Origin of the sequence: Lacihabitans soyangensis (assembly GCF_024343775.1) — a bacterium.
In the GTDB taxonomy this organism is placed as follows: domain Bacteria; phylum Bacteroidota; class Bacteroidia; order Cytophagales; family Spirosomataceae; genus Leadbetterella; species Leadbetterella soyangensis.
The window spans coordinates 19,379-39,515 of sequence record NZ_RJUF01000026.1; the positions used below are offsets into that span (position 1 = coordinate 19,379).

At 38.0% G+C, this 20,137-nt stretch carries 16 protein-coding genes; 7 read left to right on the forward strand and 9 right to left on the reverse strand.

Features of this window, described 5'->3' with window-relative positions; translation table 11 throughout:
- Positions 1 to 2: 2 nt before the first annotated feature.
- Together EGI31_RS10280 and EGI31_RS10285 are read right to left on the reverse strand one after the other, a co-directional pair.
- Entirely contained in the window at positions 3 to 713 is a 711-nt protein-coding gene (locus EGI31_RS10280; protein WP_255037148.1) for a WbqC family protein, read from the reverse strand.
- Positions 714 to 822: 109 nt separating this feature from the next.
- A complete protein-coding gene (locus tag EGI31_RS10285) occupies positions 823 to 2,094 on the reverse strand; it encodes a DUF349 domain-containing protein (RefSeq protein WP_255037149.1) in 1,272 nt (423 codons plus the stop codon).
- 145 nt (positions 2,095 to 2,239) lie between these two features.
- Between EGI31_RS10285 and ettA the strand changes: the two genes are divergently transcribed.
- From ettA to EGI31_RS10300, 3 genes are all read left to right on the forward strand, one after another.
- On the forward strand, positions 2,240 to 3,904 hold the full coding sequence (gene ettA, locus EGI31_RS10290) for an energy-dependent translational throttle protein EttA (RefSeq protein WP_255037150.1): 1,665 nt from the start codon (positions 2,240 to 2,242) through the stop codon (positions 3,902 to 3,904).
- Between the two features lie 2 nt (positions 3,905 to 3,906).
- A complete protein-coding gene (locus EGI31_RS10295) occupies positions 3,907 to 4,728 on the forward strand; it encodes an aminotransferase class IV (RefSeq protein WP_255037151.1) in 822 nt (273 codons plus the stop codon).
- Positions 4,729 to 4,914: 186 nt separating this feature from the next.
- Entirely contained in the window at positions 4,915 to 6,108 is a 1,194-nt protein-coding gene (locus EGI31_RS10300) for an ATP-binding protein (RefSeq protein WP_255037152.1), read from the forward strand.
- 67 nt (positions 6,109 to 6,175) lie between these two features.
- Here the strand turns inward: EGI31_RS10300 and EGI31_RS10305 are convergent, their stop codons facing one another.
- The 3 genes from EGI31_RS10305 to EGI31_RS10315 all read right to left on the reverse strand — a co-directional run bounded on the left by EGI31_RS10305 (position 6,176) and on the right by EGI31_RS10315 (position 8,648).
- A complete protein-coding gene (locus EGI31_RS10305) occupies positions 6,176 to 6,574 on the reverse strand; it encodes a Dabb family protein (RefSeq protein ID WP_255037153.1) in 399 nt (132 codons plus the stop codon).
- 107 nt (positions 6,575 to 6,681) lie between these two features.
- Complete coding sequence (fbaA, locus tag EGI31_RS10310; protein ID WP_255037154.1) at positions 6,682 to 7,764, reverse strand: class II fructose-bisphosphate aldolase; 1,083 nt, start codon at positions 7,762 to 7,764, stop codon at positions 6,682 to 6,684.
- Positions 7,765 to 7,937: 173 nt separating this feature from the next.
- On the reverse strand, positions 7,938 to 8,648 hold the full coding sequence (locus tag EGI31_RS10315) for a DNA alkylation repair protein (protein WP_255037155.1): 711 nt from the start codon (positions 8,646 to 8,648) through the stop codon (positions 7,938 to 7,940).
- 69 nt (positions 8,649 to 8,717) lie between these two features.
- Here EGI31_RS10315 and EGI31_RS10320 point away from each other — a divergent pair, with 69 nt between their 5' ends.
- The 4 genes from EGI31_RS10320 (at position 8,718) to EGI31_RS10335 (ending at position 12,062) form a co-directional block, all read left to right on the forward strand.
- On the forward strand, positions 8,718 to 9,254 hold the full coding sequence (locus EGI31_RS10320) for an NADPH-dependent FMN reductase (protein WP_255037156.1): 537 nt from the start codon (positions 8,718 to 8,720) through the stop codon (positions 9,252 to 9,254).
- A 92-nt stretch (positions 9,255 to 9,346) separates the two neighbouring features.
- Complete coding sequence (locus EGI31_RS10325) at positions 9,347 to 10,135, forward strand: 3-keto-disaccharide hydrolase (RefSeq protein ID WP_255037157.1); 789 nt, start codon at positions 9,347 to 9,349, stop codon at positions 10,133 to 10,135.
- A 49-nt stretch (positions 10,136 to 10,184) separates the two neighbouring features.
- Complete coding sequence (gene prmC, locus EGI31_RS10330; protein WP_255037158.1) at positions 10,185 to 11,021, forward strand: peptide chain release factor N(5)-glutamine methyltransferase; 837 nt, start codon at positions 10,185 to 10,187, stop codon at positions 11,019 to 11,021.
- A 69-nt stretch (positions 11,022 to 11,090) separates the two neighbouring features.
- Positions 11,091 to 12,062 carry an AAA family ATPase gene (locus EGI31_RS10335; protein ID WP_255037159.1) on the forward strand — a complete coding sequence of 324 codons (972 nt, stop codon included), beginning with the start codon at positions 11,091 to 11,093 and terminating at the stop codon, positions 12,060 to 12,062.
- A gap of 58 nt (positions 12,063 to 12,120) precedes the next feature.
- Here the strand turns inward: EGI31_RS10335 and hemB are convergent, their stop codons facing one another.
- The 4 genes from hemB to EGI31_RS10355 form a co-directional block, all read right to left on the reverse strand.
- A complete protein-coding gene (hemB, locus tag EGI31_RS10340) occupies positions 12,121 to 13,101 on the reverse strand; it encodes a porphobilinogen synthase (RefSeq protein ID WP_255037160.1) in 981 nt (326 codons plus the stop codon).
- A gap of 102 nt (positions 13,102 to 13,203) precedes the next feature.
- Entirely contained in the window at positions 13,204 to 14,085 is an 882-nt protein-coding gene (gene atpG, locus EGI31_RS10345; protein WP_255037161.1) for an ATP synthase F1 subunit gamma, read from the reverse strand.
- Between the two features lie 60 nt (positions 14,086 to 14,145).
- Complete coding sequence (gene atpA / locus EGI31_RS10350; protein ID WP_255037162.1) at positions 14,146 to 15,723, reverse strand: F0F1 ATP synthase subunit alpha; 1,578 nt, start codon at positions 15,721 to 15,723, stop codon at positions 14,146 to 14,148.
- 365 nt (positions 15,724 to 16,088) lie between these two features.
- On the reverse strand, positions 16,089 to 20,137 hold a 4,049-nt coding region (locus EGI31_RS10355; RefSeq protein WP_255037163.1), incomplete at its 5' end, for an HYR-like domain-containing protein.

The following is a 20,137-nucleotide window of genomic DNA, read 5'->3' on the forward strand; positions in this document are numbered from 1 at the left end:
AATCAATTTCTAATTACATCAAATTCACCAAACCAAAGTTTGATTTGGTCCGTACTATTAAACATTAGTAAGTCCAAAACTGACAACCAAGGCACAAAATTATTGCTAAACTGCGGATATTCTATTGGTCTAGACTTAATAAAACTCAAATCCAAACCGTTGCTTTCAAATTCGGAACGATTATAAAGTTCTAAACCACCAATGGGATTAACATAATGAGTTGCACGAACAGATTTACATAGTGCAATAACCTTAGACTGGCCTTTTAATGTATGGTCAATGTCCAAAACCGAGGATATCACAAAAGGCGTTTGGATATCGAGTTTACCGCATAACGCCTTTAAGGAGTTAAGGATGAATACGAAAAGGTTTTCGTCTTGAAAGTTATAAATATCTTCAATTAACGGAAAAACCGATTCAAAAAATGGAGCCTTTCGATAGTTCTCCTTGAATTTTCTTAACGTTTTTTCTCTTTCGGATGGCCAAAGGTCACTCAAAAAGCGTTGGTCTACATTCAAATAGTCGGAGTCCTTCTTCAACGGAAGTGTAAAATACTCGTCGGAGCCATTTTGCAGAAACCTGTTCCGATGAAACCATCCTTTTTTCGAAAACTGAATATTGTCATAAACTATGAATTCATCTACAGCATTAATCAACTGAAAATAACCAATATATGGCAAAAAATACGGTTGCATGATGGCAACTTTCTTCATATTCCTTTTCCTTTATTAAAGACTTTCGGACATCTAATGGTCACGAAAAACAAAAAAGTGATAGAATTGAAAAATCAAAACTATCACTTTTTAAAATATTTTCTAAAAATTATAAAACAGCAACTTTTTGTCTTAATTCTTCCAAAATCACCTCTTTCATCAAGAGCTTTCTTTTTTGGGTCTTAAGGTTAGACTGCATCATTTGATCCATTTCGTAACCTTGGCTTTGGCCATCATAGCTATGTATCAAATCTTCCAAATCTGTTCTGGCTCTTTTCACGATGTTCTCCATTTCTCTGTACTTCGTGAGGTCTTTTTGCTTATCGCTCAAGAAGTTAAAAGTAGGATATTTACGAGCAATCACTTTAAACAAATAACTCAATTCAAATATCTTATCACAAGCAGCTCTGAATCTCTCAGCCACATTTCTGTCAGCCAAATGTGCAGGTACTCTGATGGTTTTCCACTCATTGAGCAAATATTTGGCTCTGTTTGTAGCAGACACCATGTCCTCCGACTCAGCAAGTTTTTCAACCTCCTTCACCATTTTCATTTGAGCTTCTATTCTTGGATCTACTCTGCGTTTAGGCACAATACCCTTAGCTCTGCAATATCTGTCATAAAACAGCGAAGTGGGCTTCTTGAAGTTTTTGTAAAGAACTTTCAATACCTTCGGCGGAATATCTCCAATGATTTTCCACTCGGTTTGCATGTTTTTCAAATCCAAAAAGGCCTCGTCCCAGTCTGTACGATTTTGCAACTCCTCCCCTTTTCTGATAAGTTCGTTGTATTTGAAGATTCGCTCGTCAATAATACGATTTTGTTCTTCAAAAAATACTTTACGAGCCTGATAAAAGGTATCCAAAATAGATTTGAAGTCCTCCTCTATTCTGTCATTCAGTTCTTTCTCTACCGGCCCAGTCCTAATCCACTTGGTTCTGATTTCCTGAAGTATATCAGCAGTTTCTTTCCAATCTTCACTGTGTTCGTAGGGCCTTGCTTCTTCAATAAGAGCTCGTTTAATTTCGAGGTTAGCTGATTGATTTTCACCAATCAACGAAGTAAGACTGGCTTCTAAGACATCCAGTTTTTCGAGTAAAGGAATAAAATTACCGATGCCATCAAAGTTCAATAACCTCTTGCGAAGTTGGATGAGTTTGGTAAGGTAAGAACCTTTGTTTTGGGCTTCCTCGATTTCGGTTTCGAGCTGATTCACCTTAGATACGGCTATGTCGTATCGATTAACGAAGTACTGAAAAGCTTCCTCTTCTGTTCTTTTAACTTCTCCAATTTGTCGGTCGGGCATACCCATATACCCTTTTAAAAATACCTTACTATCAAGGATGTAAGCGTATTCGTTTTCTAATGTAACGCCTTTCATAATTTAAGGAGTGGCTACTTTTTGTTTGTAATAAAATGGTTTTAAAAATGTAAAAATCGTAGTTTTTTTGCATATTACAAAGTAAGCTAACGATATTTGTACAAAAAATTAATATAACGGTTATAAATATTACTAAAAATTTAATATGAGCGAGCAAATAATCTTTTCGATGGCAGGTGTCAGTAAAATCATTCCACCCCAGCGACAAGTATTAAAAAATATTTACCTTTCGTTTTTTTACGGTGCCAAAATTGGTGTTTTAGGTCTAAACGGCTCAGGAAAGTCTACTCTTTTGAGGGTTATTGCTGGTATTGATAAAAACATCAACGGCGAGGTAGTTTTTTCCCCTGGTTATTCCGTGGGAATGCTCGAACAAGAACCCCAACTTGACCCTAACAAAACCGTCAAGGAAATTGTGGAAGAAGGCGTACAAGAGGTAGTAAATCTTCTCAAAGAATTTGATGAAATAAACGAAGCTTTTGCCGATCCAGACGCTGACTTTGACAAACTAATGGAACGCCAAGGTGATGTACAAGAAAAACTTGATGCCACAGATGCATGGGAGCTCGACAACCGACTTGAAAGAGCTATGGACGCACTGCGTTGTCCTCCAAGTGAGGCCAAAGTTGGCAATCTCTCAGGTGGAGAAAAAAGACGCGTGGCTTTGTGTAGATTGCTCTTACAACAGCCTGATGTACTGCTACTTGACGAACCAACCAACCACTTGGACGCAGAGTCGGTTTTGTGGTTAGAACAGCACTTAAATCAATACAAAGGAACGGTAATTGCCGTAACTCACGATAGGTACTTTTTGGACAATGTAGCCGGTTGGATTTTAGAACTTGACCGCGGCGAGGGTATTCCATGGAAGGGAAATTACTCTTCTTGGTTGGAGCAAAAACAAAACCGATTGGCCCAGGAAGAAAAGTCGCAATCGAAGCGTCAAAAATCTTTAGAACGAGAGCTTGAATGGGTAAAAATGAGCCCGAAAGGAAGGTCTGCAAAAGGAAAGGCAAGATTGAATGCCTATGATAATTTGCTGAACCAAGATGTAAAAGAAAAAGAAGAAAAACTAGAGTTATTTATACCACCAGGACCAAGGCTGGGCAATAAAGTAATTGAAGCGACAGGCATAAAAATGGGCTTTGAGGACAGATTGCTTTACGAAAATCTAAATTTCGCTTTGCCACCTGCCGGAATTGTCGGAATTATTGGGCCAAATGGTGCAGGTAAAACCACCCTCTTCAAACTTATCACTGGTCAATTGAAGCCTCTGGAGGGGACTTTCGATGTGGGTGAGACAGTAAAAATAGCCTATGTGGACCAAGAGCATGACAAACTTGACCCAAACAAATCTGTCTATGAACTCATTTCAGAAGGAAACGACTGGATAATGTTGGGCAACAAACAGGTAAACGCTCGAGCTTATGTGAGTAAGTTTAACTTTGGAGGGTCTGACCAAGAAAAGAAAATTGGCGTTCTTTCAGGAGGTGAAAGAAACCGAGTTCATTTGGCCATGATGCTCAAAGAAGGCGGCAATCTTTTGTTACTTGACGAACCAACCAACGACTTGGATATCAACACCTTAAGAGCCTTAGAGGAGGGTCTAGAAAACTTTGCTGGCTGTGCAGTAGTTATCTCTCACGATAGGTGGTTTTTGGATAGAATTGCCACGCACATTTTAGCTTTTGAAGGTGATTCAAACGTAGTTTGGTTTGAAGGAAACTTCTCAGAATACGAAGAAAATCACCGTAAACGCATGGGCAACGACCTCACTCCTAAAAGAATTAAATACCGTAAACTTCAATAACAATGCACCACTGTTGGTTTAATGGAAAAATAACCGAGGCAAATGCTACGCAAATAAACATCAACGACCTTGGTCTTATGAGAGGCTATGGGCTGTTTGATTATTTCAGGACTTACAACCAAAAACCGTTTCAGTGGGACTGGTATTGGGAACGCTACGAACGCTCCGCCAAACTGCTCAAAATTTCGAATCCAATAACCAAGGAAGAAGCACAGGAAGTTGTTCATTCATTGATAAAAATGCACGGAGATGGTGAAGTTGCCATAAGATTTTTGTTGACAGGCGGTTATACATTTGACTCTGTGACGTCTGCCAAACCGAACTTAATGATTATTTCGGAATCATTGCATTTTGCTTCTCCAAAAGACTATGAAACAGGTATAAAAGTAATATCCTACGAGTATGTGAGAGATTTACCGACTATAAAAAGCATTGACTATAAGCACTATATGATTCTCCAGGGCGAACTAAAAGCCAATAGTGCCGCTGATGTACTTTTCCACAAAAATGGTGAAATAAGCGAACTCAGCCGCAGCAATGTTTTTATTGTAAATGGCAATAAACTCATTACGCCTGACAAAAACATTTTGGAGGGAATTACCCGTAGGACAGTTTTGGAATTAGCCAAAAACGACTTTGAAATAGAGCTTCGCTCGGTAGGTTTTCAAGAAACACTTGATGCTGAGGAAGTTTTCACAACAAGTACCACCAAGCGTGTTTTACCTATTTCAAAAATCGATGACAAGGTCATAGGAAATGGCGGAATTGGGCCAAAAACTCAGTTTTTGTTGGATAAAATTAATGCTTTAGTAGAGAATTGGTAAATAGCCAAACATCATTCTTCCTGTTATAACAATTTCCCACAAAAAACCATTTTGTATCTTCAAAAATACACTTTTATGTACTTTTTGTATTTTACAAAATACATTTTTTATGATATTTTGTATTTTTCATAATACAATTTGGAATATTTTTTGTATCTTTGAAAATACAATATTGTAAAATCGAAGATGCAAGAGCTATTTGAAAGCCAAAACAGGGTATTAGAAAAGGTAAATTTGGACTTTAAACGTTCTCTTTACGAAGCACTTCCGTGGGACGAAAGAGCCATCATGCTCATGGGTGCGAGAGGTACAGGCAAAAGCACGATTTTTCTACAACACCTGAAAGAAAACTTCAAAGCTGATGAGGCACTTTACATCACTTTAGATGATATCTATTTCAAACAACATACACTGGTAGATACCGCACGAACTTTCTTGCAAAACGGCGGAAAACTCTTGCTGATGGATGAAGTCCACAAATACCCTGATTGGAGCAGAGAAATAAAGAACATTTACGATTTAATGCCAAATCTGAAAATGCTGTTTACAGGTTCATCGATTTTGGAATTACAAAGATCTAATGCAGATTTGAGCAGACGCGTACTGAATTATTATTTACCTGAGCTTTCGTTTAGAGAATTTCTGGGAATAAAATATGGGTTAAAACTACCCAAATATACGCTTGAAGAGGTTCTAGCTAATCATGTGGAAATAGCAAAAGACTTAAAAACCAAACTTGAAAACCCTTTGGTGTTTTTTAAAGAGTATTTAAAATCTGGGGCTTATCCGTTTTTTAAGGAAACAAACTTAGTGGATATCCGACTCAAACAAACCGTGAACTTGATTATAGATACGGATATACCCAATGCAATACCCGTGGAGTTTTCGACTTTGAGTCAATTGAAAAAACTGCTGTACATTATTGCACAGAGTGTACCTTTTAAGCCCAATATCACCAAACTAGCAGAGCAAGTAGGCACCGCAAGACCAAAACTGTACGAAATGCTAAAAATGCTGGAAGCTGCCAAACTAATATATGGCCTACACCACAGCAGCACCAACATTACGGTTTTGAACAAACCTGAGAAAATATTCTTGCATAACACCAACTTGCTTTATGTATTCTCAGAAAATCAGCCCGAAATGGGAACCATACGAGAAACGTTTTTTATAAATATGCTCGAAAGTGCCGGCCATAAGGTAAATTACACTGAAAAAGGTGATTTCACGATCAACAACAAATGGACGTTTGAAGTAGGCGGAAGAAACAAAACCCAGAAACAAATTTCAGGGATTTCTAATGCTTTTTTGGCATTGGATGAAATTGAATATGGCTACGGAAATAGTGTGCCGTTGTGGTTATTGGGGTTTATGTATTAAGAGCTCTTTACAACAAAAAAAGCCCATTTGTAAATGGACTTTTCAAGCAATAACCTTTGTACACAAATCACCTCCTAGGCCCAACAGAGTCATAAACATTCACCTTTGACCATAGATAAGAGTAATCTTCAATGAATTTTAAGTGAATAGGATGAGCTTGATAGACCTCTTCTTCTTCTAGATTATCAAAGAAACACATCCATGAAATGGCGTAGTCTCTTACGATTACCGAGCGGGTGGTTGAGGCAGGCTCACCAATATGAAATTGTCTGATTGTGGGCACCTTAGATAGTTTCAGTAAGCCTTCTGTAAGTTTTGCACGGTTTTCTGGAGAGTCTTGCTTTAGATAAAAATATACGTGATGTATAAACAATTCTTTTGACTTAGCCGTATTGGCTAATGCTGCCGTGGCTGGTAAAGTGCTCAAAAGGGCCGCTTTTTTGATAAATTCTCTTCTGTTTTTCATAGTAATATTTTGAATAAATGGTTTTTGAAATAAGCTATTTTTGACAAAAAAAACCCCATCATCTTAGAAAACCAGAAATGATGGGGAAATATATAATTTACAATGGATTAATACAATCCCTCGCAACGATTGATGCAGTTCAAGTCTTCGAAAGCCACTTTTAGTCTTGCTACCATGGTTTCTTCACCTTTACGCAACCACACACGTGGGTCGTAATATTTTTTGTTTGGAGAGTCAGCACCCTCAGGGTTACCCAATTGCGACTGAAGATATCCTTCTTTGTCTTTGTAATATTTCAAAATACCTTCCCAAGTGCTCCACTGCATGTCGGTATCGATGTTCATTTTCACGGCACCGTATTCTATCGCCTCTCTGATTTCGGCACGGCTAGAGCCTGAACCACCGTGGAATACAAAGTTTACTGGCAATTCTCCCGTTCCATATTTCTCGATGATGTAATCCTGAGAATTTTTCAAGATAATTGGTTGCAATGAAACGTTACCTGGCTTGTAAACACCATGAACATTACCAAATGCCGCTGCAATAGTGAAGTTTGGAGAAATTTTACCCAATTCTTCGTAAGCATAAGCAACTTCTGAAGGTTGTGTATATAGTTTTGAGCTATCTACATCCGAGTTATCTACACCATCTTCCTCACCGCCAGTTACACCTAATTCAATTTCTAAAGTCATGCCCATTTTAGACATTCTCTCTAAATATTTAGCACAAATCTCGATGTTTTCTTCAATTGGCTCCTCCGAAAGGTCAATCATGTGCGAGCTAAACAATGGGCTGCCTGTAGCCGCAAAATGTTTCTCACTTGCATCCAAAAGTCCATCAATCCAAGGCAATAATTTCTTAGCACAGTGGTCAGTGTGCAACACCACTGGCACACCATAATGCTCAGCCATTTGGTGAATATGCAATGCACCAGAAATAGAACCCGCGATGGCAGCTTTTTGACCTTCGTTAGAAAGGCTTTTTCCTGCATAAAATATACCTCCACCATTAGAAAACTGAATGATTACTGGAGAATTTACGGCTTTAGCCGTTTCTAATACTGCATTGATAGAGTTAGTTCCTACAACATTCACCGCAGGAAGGGCATAATTATTTTCGTTGGCATGACGCAACAATTGGTTGAGTGCTTCGCCTGTAACTACGCCCGGTTTGATCAAAGATTGGCTCATAAATAAATTTTTAGAATTAAATTAAGTTTTTCTTGTATTTTCTGTCTGCTGAAGGAGTTAAACTGCTAATAATGACACAAAAGTACAAAATATATACTTTATCCTATCAAAAAAAGACAAGATTCTAAGGTCCGAAAATTTGGCTTTTAAGTGATTTCCCTCAGAAAAGATTGTTATTTAAGGCTTAAGAAGTACTTTCTTTCGTGTTCCTCCATTTTCTCGATGGCATATCGCAGTGCAGTTCTAGGAATTACTCGGAAGTTTTCGGTTAAAAACTCTTCTACCTCCTCACGGCCTCCTTTGCTCCAAATTTCACGTAGCATCCAGCCCACGGCTTTGTGAATTAAATCGTGCTTGTGGTTGAGCAGCATTTCGGACAGTTTAAAAGTCAGGGCAAAATCACCCTGTCGGATGTAATAGTGTGTCGAAATAATGGCAATTCGCTCAGACCAAAGATGGCCGATATTAGCCAAATTTTCCAAAACAGAATTATCCTTTGTTTCATAACAATAAGGTCCAAGAATAAACATAGAAGAACAATCCACCAAATCCCAGTTGTTGATATAGGGTATATTTCGAAGATAGAGATTTACGAAATCCGTTTTCTCTTCAAGTTTTTTAAGTTTCTTGTATTTCAAAACCAAGAGTGTCAAAGCAGCAAATCTGACCTCATGAATTTCATCTTTTATTAGCATTTCTATATCCTCCAAGTTTACCAAATCTCTGTAGTGCTTGCATATCTGATGTACCTCTGGATTGGTCAAACCAATAAAAACATCTCCTTCTGCATATTCACCTTTGCCACTTTTAAAATACTTAGCTTTGGAGATTGCCTTCTCCGGATTTGATAGAAAAAGTAAGTCGTTTTTGACAGATTGGTACATAAAACAAGTATTTTAGAACTCTTTACGGTATTTTTTGTTGAAATAATAACCGTAAAAATCTGAATTTAAATGTCAAAAACCAAAATAGGAATAATAGTAGGAACCAACAGAAAAGATTCAAGAACAGAAGAAATAGCGTCTTATTATTCCAAAAAAATCAAAGAGGCTGGTTTTGAAACCAATTTTATCAATCTGATTGACTTGCCGCACGACTTTGCATTTTCTGCACTTTATGACAATGGTGGAAAGAACCCAGAATTTCAAAAAATACAAGCCAAAATAGATGAGTGCGATAAACTAGTCTTTGTTTTACCAGAATACAATGGCTCTTATCCGGGTGTTCTAAAAACTTTTGTAGATGGATTGAGACACCCAGACAGTTTGGCTTTTAAAAAAGTAGCTTTAGTAGGAGTTTCTTCAGGTGTTTTGGGTAATGCCGTTGGACTAGGGCATTTCGACGATGTTTTGAGCTATCTCAACGCCAACGTAATGGGCCTTAGAATAAAGCTTGGTAACATCAACCAGCACTTTGTCGATGGTGTATTCACCAACCCGATCTATCAGAATTTTACCGAAAAACAGATTAAAAATTTCCTAGAATTTTGATTTCGTCTATTTCTTTTGGCTTAGTATCAATTATTATTTAGAATAATGAATTTTTATTCTAAATTTGAAATCCAATAACCTTATTATACAAAATGAAAAAACAAAACCTCATTCAAGTTCTTTGTCTTTCGCTTATCACGACATTTGCAATAGGTCAAAATAAATATCCAAATACGCCCCCAGAAGTATCTCCAATGCCCATGAAGCCTGAGATGACGGAGATTTGGGATCCTGAAGTGCGGGTAGTAACGCCTGCCAAAAAACTAGGAGATGCACCCTCAGATGCTATCATACTTTTTGATGGTAAAAACCTTGACCAGTGGGTGAGCCAAAAAGACATCACAAAACCTGCACCTTGGAAAATAGTGGACAATGACCACATGGAAGTGGTGCCACAAAGTGGTGGAATTCAAACCAAAATGAAGTTTGGGGATTGCCAAATACATATAGAATTCAGTGCCCCTGACGTCGTAGAAAGTGCTGGTCAAGGACGTGGAAATAGCGGATTATTTTTGCAAAACAGATACGAGTTGCAAATTTTGGACAGCTACAACAACAGAACTTATGCCAACGGCCAGGCTGGAAGTATTTATAAAGACGTTCCGCCATTGGTAAACGCCATGCGTAGCCCGTTGGAGTGGAATTCTTACGATGTTATATACACCGCAGTGAGATACAAAGCCGACGGCAGAGTAGATGCTCCAGCAAGAATAACGGTATTGCACAATGGTGTTTTGGTACAAAACAATACCACGATAGCGGGTTTGACCAATTACATTGGCCTACACATGTACCCTGCCGCTCATGGCGACGATGTGATTTCACTTCAAGACCACGGCAACAAAACACAATTCAGAAATATCTGGATTAGAAAATTGTGATCGAATAAAATTTAATATTTGGGGGAGAGCTAACACTCTCCCTTTTTTTATGATGTTAGACCTCAAAACCGAATATAAACACTGTTGTGAACAAGTAAAAGCTTATGAACCTTCAGAGGCTAAAGAGATAGTCTTTATGGTATTCAATGAACTTTTAGGCGTAAGCAAAAATGACTTAATTACCTCAAAATCAATCCCTGAAGAGTACTTATCAGGAATAGTTGACATCATAAAACGTATCAATAATTTTGAACCTATTCAATATGTTTTAGGCAAGACATGGTTTTATGAGCATAGTTTTTTTGTAAATGAAAACGTACTTATTCCTAGGCCAGAAACCGAGGAATTAGTCCAAAAGGCCATAAGTCTTTCTCCAAAAACTGTACTAGACTTAGGAACAGGAAGTGGTTGTATAGCTATCAGCACTGCATTGGGTTTAAACAATGCCGAGGTTTTTGCTATTGATATTTCGGAAAACGCATTAGAGATTGCAAAAAGAAATAATGTTAATCTGAAAGCAAATGTAAACATCCAAAAAGCCGATATCTTAAATTTTGAAAGTCCGTTTGGTGAACAGAAGTTTGAACTAATAGTGAGTAACCCGCCGTATGTAAAAGAAAATGAAATGCCCGAAATGCGTTCGAATGTCTTAAACTTCGAGCCGCATTTGGCACTATTTGTAAGTAACGATGATCCTCTGGTTTTTTACAAAAAAATTGCAGAAATAGGGCAAACTTACCTACAAGATGAAGGCCATGTTTTGGTAGAAATCAACAGTTATTTGGGACAAGAAACCTGTGAGGTGTTCACAAACGCTGGATATTCGAAGGTGGAATTAATTCAAGATTTTTTCGAGAAAGACCGCATGGTTCTGGCAAAAAAATGAGCGTTTTTCAATTCAAATTCGCCCATTTAAATATATTTAGCTAAATTCACATCTTTGAAAACCTACTCCATGAATAAAATAGATTCTTTATATAAAAAAATAGACGATGTACTTGCCGAAGTTCACAAAGTGGTAATCGGGCAAGAATATCTTATAAATAGATTGTTAATAGGGTTATTTACAGACGGCCACATTTTGCTTGAAGGTGTCCCCGGATTGGCTAAAACAAAAACCATCAATACTCTCGCAAAAGTATTGGATCTAGGATTCAGAAGAGTTCAATTCACACCCGACTTATTACCCTCAGATTTGGTCGGAACCATGATTTACAACCAAAAATCTGGTGATTTTGAAGTAAAAAAAGGACCCATTTTCGCAAACTTAATTCTGGCGGATGAAGTAAACCGTGCCCCTGCGAAGGTGCAGTCAGCATTGTTAGAAGCCATGGCCGAGAAGCAGATTACCATCGGTGAGGAGTCTTTTCAGCTTGATCCTCCTTTTTTAGTAATGGCCACCCAAAACCCAGTGGAACAGGAAGGTACTTATCCCCTACCTGAAGCTCAGGTAGACAGATTTATGATGAAAGTATATGTTGATTATCTCGACAAAAAATCGGAGCTGGAGATGATTCGCAAGATTGCCAACATGGATTTTAGGGAAAATGTAAAGTCGGTTTTGGGCAAAAACGACATTCTCGAAATAAAGAAAATCATCAACGGCATTACAATTTCGGATATGTTGGAACGCTACATTGTGGAGTTGGTTTTTGCTACCAGAAATCCAGAAGATTATGGTCTGAAAGAAGAAGCGAGATATATTCAGTACGGTGTTTCGCCAAGGGCTGGAATAGCGATTCACAAAGCCGCAAAAGCCCTAGCTTTCTTTGATAAACGTGATTATGTACTACCAGAAGACATCAAAGCTGTAGTGAGCGATGTATTCAACCACCGCATCATCCTCAATTACGAAGCCGAAGCCGACGGTATCAATACCCGACAAATTGTGGAAGCAATTTTGAAGAAAGTGGCAATTGGGGGATGATGGGATTGACGATTGATTCGATTTTAGATTTTAGATTAATGATTGATTCGATTTATCCTCAATCATTCAACAAAACAGCCACTTCTTTGGCAAAATAGCTCAGAATAATATCAGCTCCGGCACGCTTCATACTTAACAGCATTTCCATCATGGCTTTGTCGCCATCTATCCAGCCGTTTTGAGCGGCAGCTTTTATCATGGCGTATTCTCCAGAAACGTTGTAGGCCGAGATGGGAATATTAAAGTTTTCTTTTAATGCTTTTATGACATCCAAATAGCTAAAGGCAGGTTTTACCATCATGATATCTGCTCCTTCAGCAAAGTCCAATTCTGCTTCTAAAATTGCTTCCTTGACATTGGCTGGATTCATTTGGTAGGTTTTCTTGTCTCCGAATTTGGGAGCAGATTCTAGAGCATCTCTAAAAGGTCCATAAAATGCACTGGCGTATTTGGCGGTATAAGCCATGATGCTTACATCTGTAAAACCTTCTGCGTCCAATCCTTTTCTGATAGCTCCTATGCGGCCGTCCATCATGTCGGATGGTCCAATGATATCTGCACCAGCTTTGGCTTGAGCAATTGACATTTTCACCAAAATCTCAACGGTTTCATCGTTGATTATCTTTCCATTGTCTACAATTCCATCATGACCATCAGAACTATAAGGATCCAAAGCCACATCCGTCATGATGACCAAATCTGGGAATTTCGATTTAATTTCGGAAAGAGCTTTAAGATATAAAGTATCTGAAACTAAGCTTTCAGAACCATATTTGTCTTTTTTACTTTCTGGGTAATTTGGGAAAAGACAAATTGATTTTATTCCCAGAGATTGGACTTCTTTTAATTCTTCTAAAAGCGTATCCAAAGTGAATCGGTAAATACCTGGCATAGATTTAATTTCTACTTTTGTGCTGGTACCCTCTTGTACAAACATGGGAAAGATGAAATCATTTACCGATAGCGTATTTTCTTGAACCATGGCTCTGATAACACCTGTGGCTCTATTTCTTCTTGGACGTCTATTTAGAATTTGCATTTCTTTTGAATTTTGACAAAGGTACAATGTGAACGTCACCCATAAAAAAAACGTCTCGAAAATAATCCGAGACGTTCACTTTAAATATTCGTTTGAATACTTTTAAGCTCCTTTCAAAGCTTCCGCTCCGCCAACAATCTCCAAAATCTCTTTGGTGATGGCTGCTTGACGAGAACGGTTGTATTCTATCTTAAGTGCTTTTAAAAGCTCACCACCATTTTCTGTTGCTTTGTCCATAGCTGTCATTCTAGCTCCATGCTCTGAGGCATTTGAGTCTAATACAGCTTTGAAAACTGACAACTTGATGGCTTTTGGAATCAACTCAAGAATGATTTCTTCTTCAGATGGTTCAAAGATATAGTCTGTGTTCGAAGTCTTCTCTTCTGTTTCTTCACTTACCAATGGAAGGATTTTCTCGGTCCTGATGATTTGTGTTGCAACGTTTTTGAATTCGTTATACACCAAAACCACCTCGTCGTAGGTACCTTCAGCAAAAGCAGCCATTACTTTTTCAGCAGCTTCCTTTGCAGTATCAAAACTTAATCTTTGGAAAATATCGGTAAACTCATTGTCTACTTTTATACCTCTTCTTGCAAAAGCCTCACTACCTTTTTTACCCAATGACAATACCGAAACATTGCCTTTTTCGAGTTGAGTAGGATAGTTTTCGTTGATAAAAGCAACTGCAGCCTTGATAACGTTGGTATTAAAAGCTCCACATAGACCTCTGTCTGATGTTACCATAATGATAAGGACGTTTTTCACTTCTCTTACCTGCGTGTACGGGCTTGATGCTCCAACCTCCGTGCCTTGAGAAACCTGAGCAATAAGCTCGTTGAGTTTCTTGGCATAAGGTCTCATCTGAATGATTCTATCCTGAGCTCTTCTCAACTTAGCTGCCGCCACCATTTTCATGGCTTTGGTGATTTGCATGGTAGAGTTTACCGAGGTTATTCTATTTCTTACTTCTTTTAATGAAGCCATTTTCTTTATTTATGATTTACGATTTGCGATTTTAGATTTACTAAAAACACTTATCAAAAATTAAGCGTACTTCTTAGCCAAGTCTTTTCCGAAAGAAATGATATAATCTGTATCTTCTTTCTCCATTTTACCTTTTGACAGGTTATCGATGATAGCTGGCTTGGTTGATTTCAAGATAGTCAAGAACTCAGTCTCGTATTCTTTCACTCTCGCAACTGGCACTAAGTCCATGATACCGTTGATAGATCCGAAAATGATAGCTACTTGGTCACCTACGGGGCTTGGTTGATATTGCCCTTGCTTCAAAATCTCTTGGTTACGACGACCACGCTCGATTACCAATTTGGTAGCGGCGTCCAGGTCTGAACCAAACTTAGCAAAAGCTTCCAATTCGCGGAACTGAGCTTGGTCTAGTTTAAGTGTACCAGCCACTTTTTTCATTGACTTGATTTGAGCATTACCACCCACACGTGATACCGAAATACCCACGTTGATAGCTGGACGAATACCTGCGTTAAACAAGTTAGACTCCAAGAATATCTGTCCGTCTGTAATAGAGATTACGTTTGTAGGAATATACGCCGACACGTCACCGGCTTGAGTTTCGATGATTGGAAGGGCTGTTAATGAACCACCACCTTTCACTTTTCCTTTCAACGAAGGAGGAAGGTCGTTCATCTCCTGAGCAATTTTGTCTGACTGGTTGATTTTAGCCGCACGCTCCAACAATCTCGAGTGAAGGTAGAAAACGTCTCCTGGATACGCCTCACGACCTGGTGGACGACGAAGCAATAGAGAAACTTCACGATAAGCAACGGCTTGTTTAGACAAGTCATCATATATAACTAGGGCCGGACGACCGGTATCTCTGAAATATTCACCAATAGCTGCACCTGTAAAAGGAGCAAAGAACTGCATTGGAGAAGGATCAGAAGCTCCAGCGTTTACGATTACCGTGTAATCCATGGCTCCGTAACGTCTCAAAGTTTGCTCAACCGCCTTAACAGTAGAGTTTTTCTGACCACAAGCTACATATATACAATAAACTGGCTCTCCTTTATCGAAAAATTCTTTTTGGTTGATGATGGTGTCAATACAAACGGCAGTTTTACCAGTTTGACGGTCACCGATAACCAACTCACGCTGACCACGACCGATTGGAATCATCGCATCTACGGCCTTGATACCAGTTTGAAGAGGCTCAGTAACTGGCTGACGATAAATAACACCTGGTGCTTTTCTTTCCAATGGCATCTCGAAAAGTTCACCAGTGATAGGTCCGTTACCGTCGATTGGCTCTGCAAGGGTATTTACAACACGTCCAATGATGCCCTCACCTACTTTTACAGAGGCAATTTCACCGGTACGTTTTGCTATAGCACCTTCTTTGATACCCGCTGAGTCACCCAATAATACGGCTCCAACGTTGTCTTCTTCAAGATTAAGTGCAAGTCCTTTCAGACCGTTTTCGAATACGATCAACTCTCCTTGTTGTACTTTTGAAAGTCCATAAATACGAGCAACTCCGTCACCTATTTGGAGTACCGTACCTACTTCTTCTAATTCTGCTTCGGTTTTTGCACCCGCCAATTGCTCACGCAAAATTGCCGAAACTTCATCTGGTCTAACTGATGCCATGCTCATTATGCTTATTAATTTTATTCTATTTAAAAACGCCTTTTTGGAGAAAAGTCTTCAAAGAGGGTGATTTTTCGGGTGCGAAATAACGAAGAAAATTTCATAATTCCGATAAAAACCTAAAAAAAAGTGTAAAAAGGTAGGATTATTTTGGGATTGTGAAAGTCTTAATTTCAGAAATTCAAAATAAACCAAGACAAAGCACTGAGGAGTACAAATACTTTTATTGTTAACGAAATTATCGATTAAAACCATTTAAAGAAAGCAAAACCACGAAGACCAATTTATAGATTTATGAAAAAAAATTGGCATAAAAAAACGGAAAGTAGTTTTCAATTACCATCCGTTTTAAATCAATCTAGGCTCTAGTTCTGTTTAATCGCAAATCTGAGAGAGCAGTTTCGCCCAAATTGATCACTCAGAACCAAATAATAAAAATTAGAACTTTCGATCTTTGAACCTATCTGTAACTGATATCGCTTTTCATCAATTGGCTTCATTATTACTTCAAGCTGGGTACCAGTGACAGTACTCAAAGACAGTTTTTTAGGTATTAAATTTTCTAATTCTAGATTAATGTTATTCAATTCTGAAACAGGATTTGGATAAATTGAACATTTTGGAGGTAAATCTTCCGTTCTGTTAAGAGTAACATTAGATTTTTCCAAAACTTTACCATTCGGAACTCCTGCTTGTATTGAACTGGTATCAAGCACTTTACGAGTTCCATCAGTATCAACAAACGATATCCGATAACAACTAGTAACAGCAGGCGTTGAATTATCAGAATAATTATATAATCCTACTGTTTTCGTGGGAACTTTGGCCAAGGTGGCAAATTGTTTACAATCGTTACTTCTTTCTATTAAATAATAAGCTCCTCTTACTTCTAAAGTCGACTCCCATTTAAGGGTTACGACATTTTCTTGTTTTGTGGCATTAAAACCCTTTAAAGAGTTAAACATATTGGCTGTCGCACCAAATTCGGCCAAATTATGGGTGTTAAACTGTATGGCAATGGCTTTATATAAAGTATCATTTGTGATGTCTTTATAAATAACATCACTATACCCTTCAATAAAATTATCGTTGTCCTCTAATCTACAGTTCTGATTTGGACCTACATAACGAACTATATTAAAGTCCTTTGGTGTAAATGCACTTAGATTTACCGCTTTTTTGTACCTGGCAAATTCCTCATCTGTAAAGTATAATTTTACAGAGACTGGATTTTCATAAGTGTTTTTTATTGTGCTGACGAAATCAAAGTAACGTGACATAAATTTAGTGCCGCTTTTTGTGCTAGGTACATTAGACAATAAATTACCATAATGGCTTACAGACAACGAAACTTTGCCCATATTTTGTCCATTGGGATTAATTGAGGCAAATAAACGCCCGTTTTTATCAAAGAAATGGTGCCATTTAGTGCCGTTTATGGAGTCTTGAGAGAGGGCAAAACAATTAATATCACCTACCACTATTAAGGCAGGGTCTTCATCATCTTCATCATGCTCAGTTAAAATACCATTGACTATGTCATAATGTTCGTCTCCATCTCCTGAAATATTGTTATCAGTCGCCGAATTTACTTTACCTCCAATATCATTCGATTGATCTCGGTCAAGTGTTCCGTCTTTGTCATAATAAATTGGATTTGTTCCGGCAAAATCGGTTGTCGCACCATAGATTTCAGCTCTATTAATATATTCGCCAGCTTTTGCATCTGCCTTTATTTTTAGAACAATTTCTATGATTTTCCCTTCCATCGCCATTAGACTGTCAATCCTTGTAACAGCGTTTGTGTCAATACGAATTATGCCACTACTGGTTCTAATTGTATCCAAACTTATATTCCAAGGCTTGTTTAATGGATTATCTATATCCAACTCCATTCCTTTCGGAATATAATTAACCACATTTACATTGTAAATTTTACAGTTTTTACATTGATTGAAGACCGTTAATTCAAACTTTACAGAGTCTTTCGGAAGATACATAGGTGCTACCAAACGATATTCAGGCTGATTGCGGATAGCCAAATCGTTACAACGGTTTGCAAAAGGTACTACAACAATAGCAGCTGGGTCTTCATCATCCTCGTCATGGTTTAGGTTAACACCTCTCACAACATCTAAGGTTTTATCACCGTCGCCCAAAATCATATCGTCAGTAGGAGAATACTCTCTTCCTCCAATATCATTGAAAGCATTTTTATCAAAATAGCTATCTACATCTGCAAGGAGAGGAATGGCACCAAACTTATCTAAATATGCACCAAAAATCTCGGCTTTTGTTATATACAGTCCAGGCCTAGTTAGATGGTTTACTCTTAAAACTATTTCAATGTTAGTACTATCTCCTCCTGCTAGGCTATCAATTCTTGTGATAACCTCATTGTTATTTATTTGCCAATATCGGTTAGTGCTATCTTTTATATCAAAATCTAAACCTTTTGGAATATAATCTATAATGTCAATATTATACGCAGTCGAAGTTGGACATTGATTATAAACCGTTATCTGAAATCTTGCCAAGTCATTTGGTAAATATGTAGCAGATGCATTATGAATAACTCGTTTACGCAAAGCCAAGTCTGAACACAGTTTCTTAATAGTTTGAATATTGATGGCTGCTGGGTCTGCATCGTCTTCGTCGAATTCTGGATTTATTCCTCCAACAATATCATTCTCTCCATCACCATTGCCAAAAATAGCATTGTCAGTAGCTGAATTTTCTTTACCTCCAATATCGTTGGTAAAGTTTCTGTCGAAACGACTATCTTTATCTGCTAGTAAACGATTCTTTCCTAATTTATCTGTATCGGCACCAAATATCTCGGCTATGTTTATCAATTTACCCGATATTTGGTCAGCATTAATCCTAAGAGCTAATTCTATACTAATACTATCTCCTGCAGCTAAACTATCTATTTGAGTTGTCAATTGATTATCTTTCCATGTCCAGTTTTTATAATTTTCGAAAGACATACCTTTTGGAATATAATTTATAACCGAAACATTGTAAGCTTTTGCCTTACCTTGATTGTAAATAGTAGTTTTGTATTTAACCAAAGTATTGGCATAAAATACTTTATTTGTATCAATGACCGTGGTTCTTAATGCTAGGTCGAAATCATTAGGTGTTTGGCATGTGCTTATTTCTAATTTTGCTGGTTGAGAAATAATTGTCTTACAATTGCCAGTAATTATACAAGAATATTGAGCTATATCTCCTTCATTAGCAACCAAAATATTAAAATTCTGAGCGTTTGCTCCTTTGATATTTACACCATTCTTTTGCCATTGGTACGCTTTGACGTAGCCTTGAGTAACAACACCAAATGTAGCAAATGCATTTTTACAAACGGTTTGTTGTATTGGATGTTGTATGATTGCTAAAGCGGAATCTATTACTTTAATCGTAATTGGCATTCTAACACTCTCGCAATCGCTGCTATCATTTGTTTGGCTTACATAATAGGTGAAAATACCAACGGAATCCGTATTAGGTTTGTTAACAAACTCATTTCCATTCACCGTTCTATGCCAAATATATTTGTTTTTGATGTTCTTATTTACTGGCAACAAGAATTTATTTCCTAAACAAACAGTGGTGTCTCTTGGCAAAGGTGTAGTAGCAATAGTTGGGGAATTGATAGTTACTGTTTTAATTCCCGCAACGCATCCAAAGCTATTTCTAACATAAAATGTACTACTACCTGTTTTTACATTATTGAAAATAGGGCTATCTTGATAATCACTTCCATTAGAAGAATATTGGTAATTATTACCAGAGCATCCATTCAAAATGCCTAGCGAAACTGTTGCCGTGCTTCCAAAATCGCAGCTACATATAACATTACTTACATCTGTTTCAACAGAAATAACCTTTTGTTGAACTTTTATAGTTTGGGTTCGAGAGCTGCTATTTCCGCAAACATCAGTAGCTGTCCAAGTTCGAAATAAGGTATAATTTCCGCAAGACTCTTCATTTCTGACCTCGCTACTCACAACATTTACCGCAGTCCCACAATTGTCCACAGCGGATAAACTCTCCATTGTTGGTACTGCTTCACAACTTACGGTTACATTTGCCGGGGCGGTACTTAATACTGGGGCGGTTTTGTCTTCTACCGTGATGACTTGTTGTTTGCTGCTCGTATTTCCACATACATCTGTTGTTGTCCAGGTTCTGGTTAGCGTGTAGCTGTTTGCACATGTGCCGTTGGTTCTTGCTTCTGCATATGTTACTACCGGTGCGGTGTCGCAATTGTCGGTAGCTGTTAAGACGGCTGCTGTTGGTACTGCTTCACAACTTACGGTTACATTTGCCGGGGCGGTACTTAATACTGGGGCGGTTTTGTCTTCTACCGTGATGACTTGTTGTTTGCTGCTCGTATTTCCACATACAT

Excerpts from the sequence above, each read along its gene's own strand:
- EGI31_RS10280 (WP_255037148.1), bottom strand. The coding sequence starts at position 713 with ATGAAGAAAGTTGCCATCATGCAACCGTATTTTTTGCCATATATTGGT.
- EGI31_RS10285 (WP_255037149.1), bottom strand. The coding sequence starts at position 2,094 with ATGAAAGGCGTTACATTAGAAAACGAATACGCTTACATCCTTGATAGT.
- ettA (WP_255037150.1), top strand. The coding sequence starts at position 2,240 with ATGAGCGAGCAAATAATCTTTTCGATGGCAGGTGTCAGTAAAATCATT.
- EGI31_RS10295 (WP_255037151.1), top strand. The coding sequence starts at position 3,907 with ATGCACCACTGTTGGTTTAATGGAAAAATAACCGAGGCAAATGCTACG.
- EGI31_RS10300 (WP_255037152.1), top strand. The coding sequence starts at position 4,915 with ATGCAAGAGCTATTTGAAAGCCAAAACAGGGTATTAGAAAAGGTAAAT.
- EGI31_RS10305 (WP_255037153.1), bottom strand. The coding sequence starts at position 6,574 with ATGAAAAACAGAAGAGAATTTATCAAAAAAGCGGCCCTTTTGAGCACT.
- fbaA (WP_255037154.1), bottom strand. The coding sequence starts at position 7,764 with ATGAGCCAATCTTTGATCAAACCGGGCGTAGTTACAGGCGAAGCACTC.
- EGI31_RS10315 (WP_255037155.1), bottom strand. The coding sequence starts at position 8,648 with ATGTACCAATCTGTCAAAAACGACTTACTTTTTCTATCAAATCCGGAG.
- EGI31_RS10320 (WP_255037156.1), top strand. The coding sequence starts at position 8,718 with ATGTCAAAAACCAAAATAGGAATAATAGTAGGAACCAACAGAAAAGAT.
- EGI31_RS10325 (WP_255037157.1), top strand. The coding sequence starts at position 9,347 with ATGAAAAAACAAAACCTCATTCAAGTTCTTTGTCTTTCGCTTATCACG.
- prmC (WP_255037158.1), top strand. The coding sequence starts at position 10,185 with ATGATGTTAGACCTCAAAACCGAATATAAACACTGTTGTGAACAAGTA.
- EGI31_RS10335 (WP_255037159.1), top strand. The coding sequence starts at position 11,091 with ATGAATAAAATAGATTCTTTATATAAAAAAATAGACGATGTACTTGCC.
- hemB (WP_255037160.1), bottom strand. The coding sequence starts at position 13,101 with ATGCAAATTCTAAATAGACGTCCAAGAAGAAATAGAGCCACAGGTGTT.
- atpG (WP_255037161.1), bottom strand. The coding sequence starts at position 14,085 with ATGGCTTCATTAAAAGAAGTAAGAAATAGAATAACCTCGGTAAACTCT.
- atpA (WP_255037162.1), bottom strand. The coding sequence starts at position 15,723 with ATGGCATCAGTTAGACCAGATGAAGTTTCGGCAATTTTGCGTGAGCAA.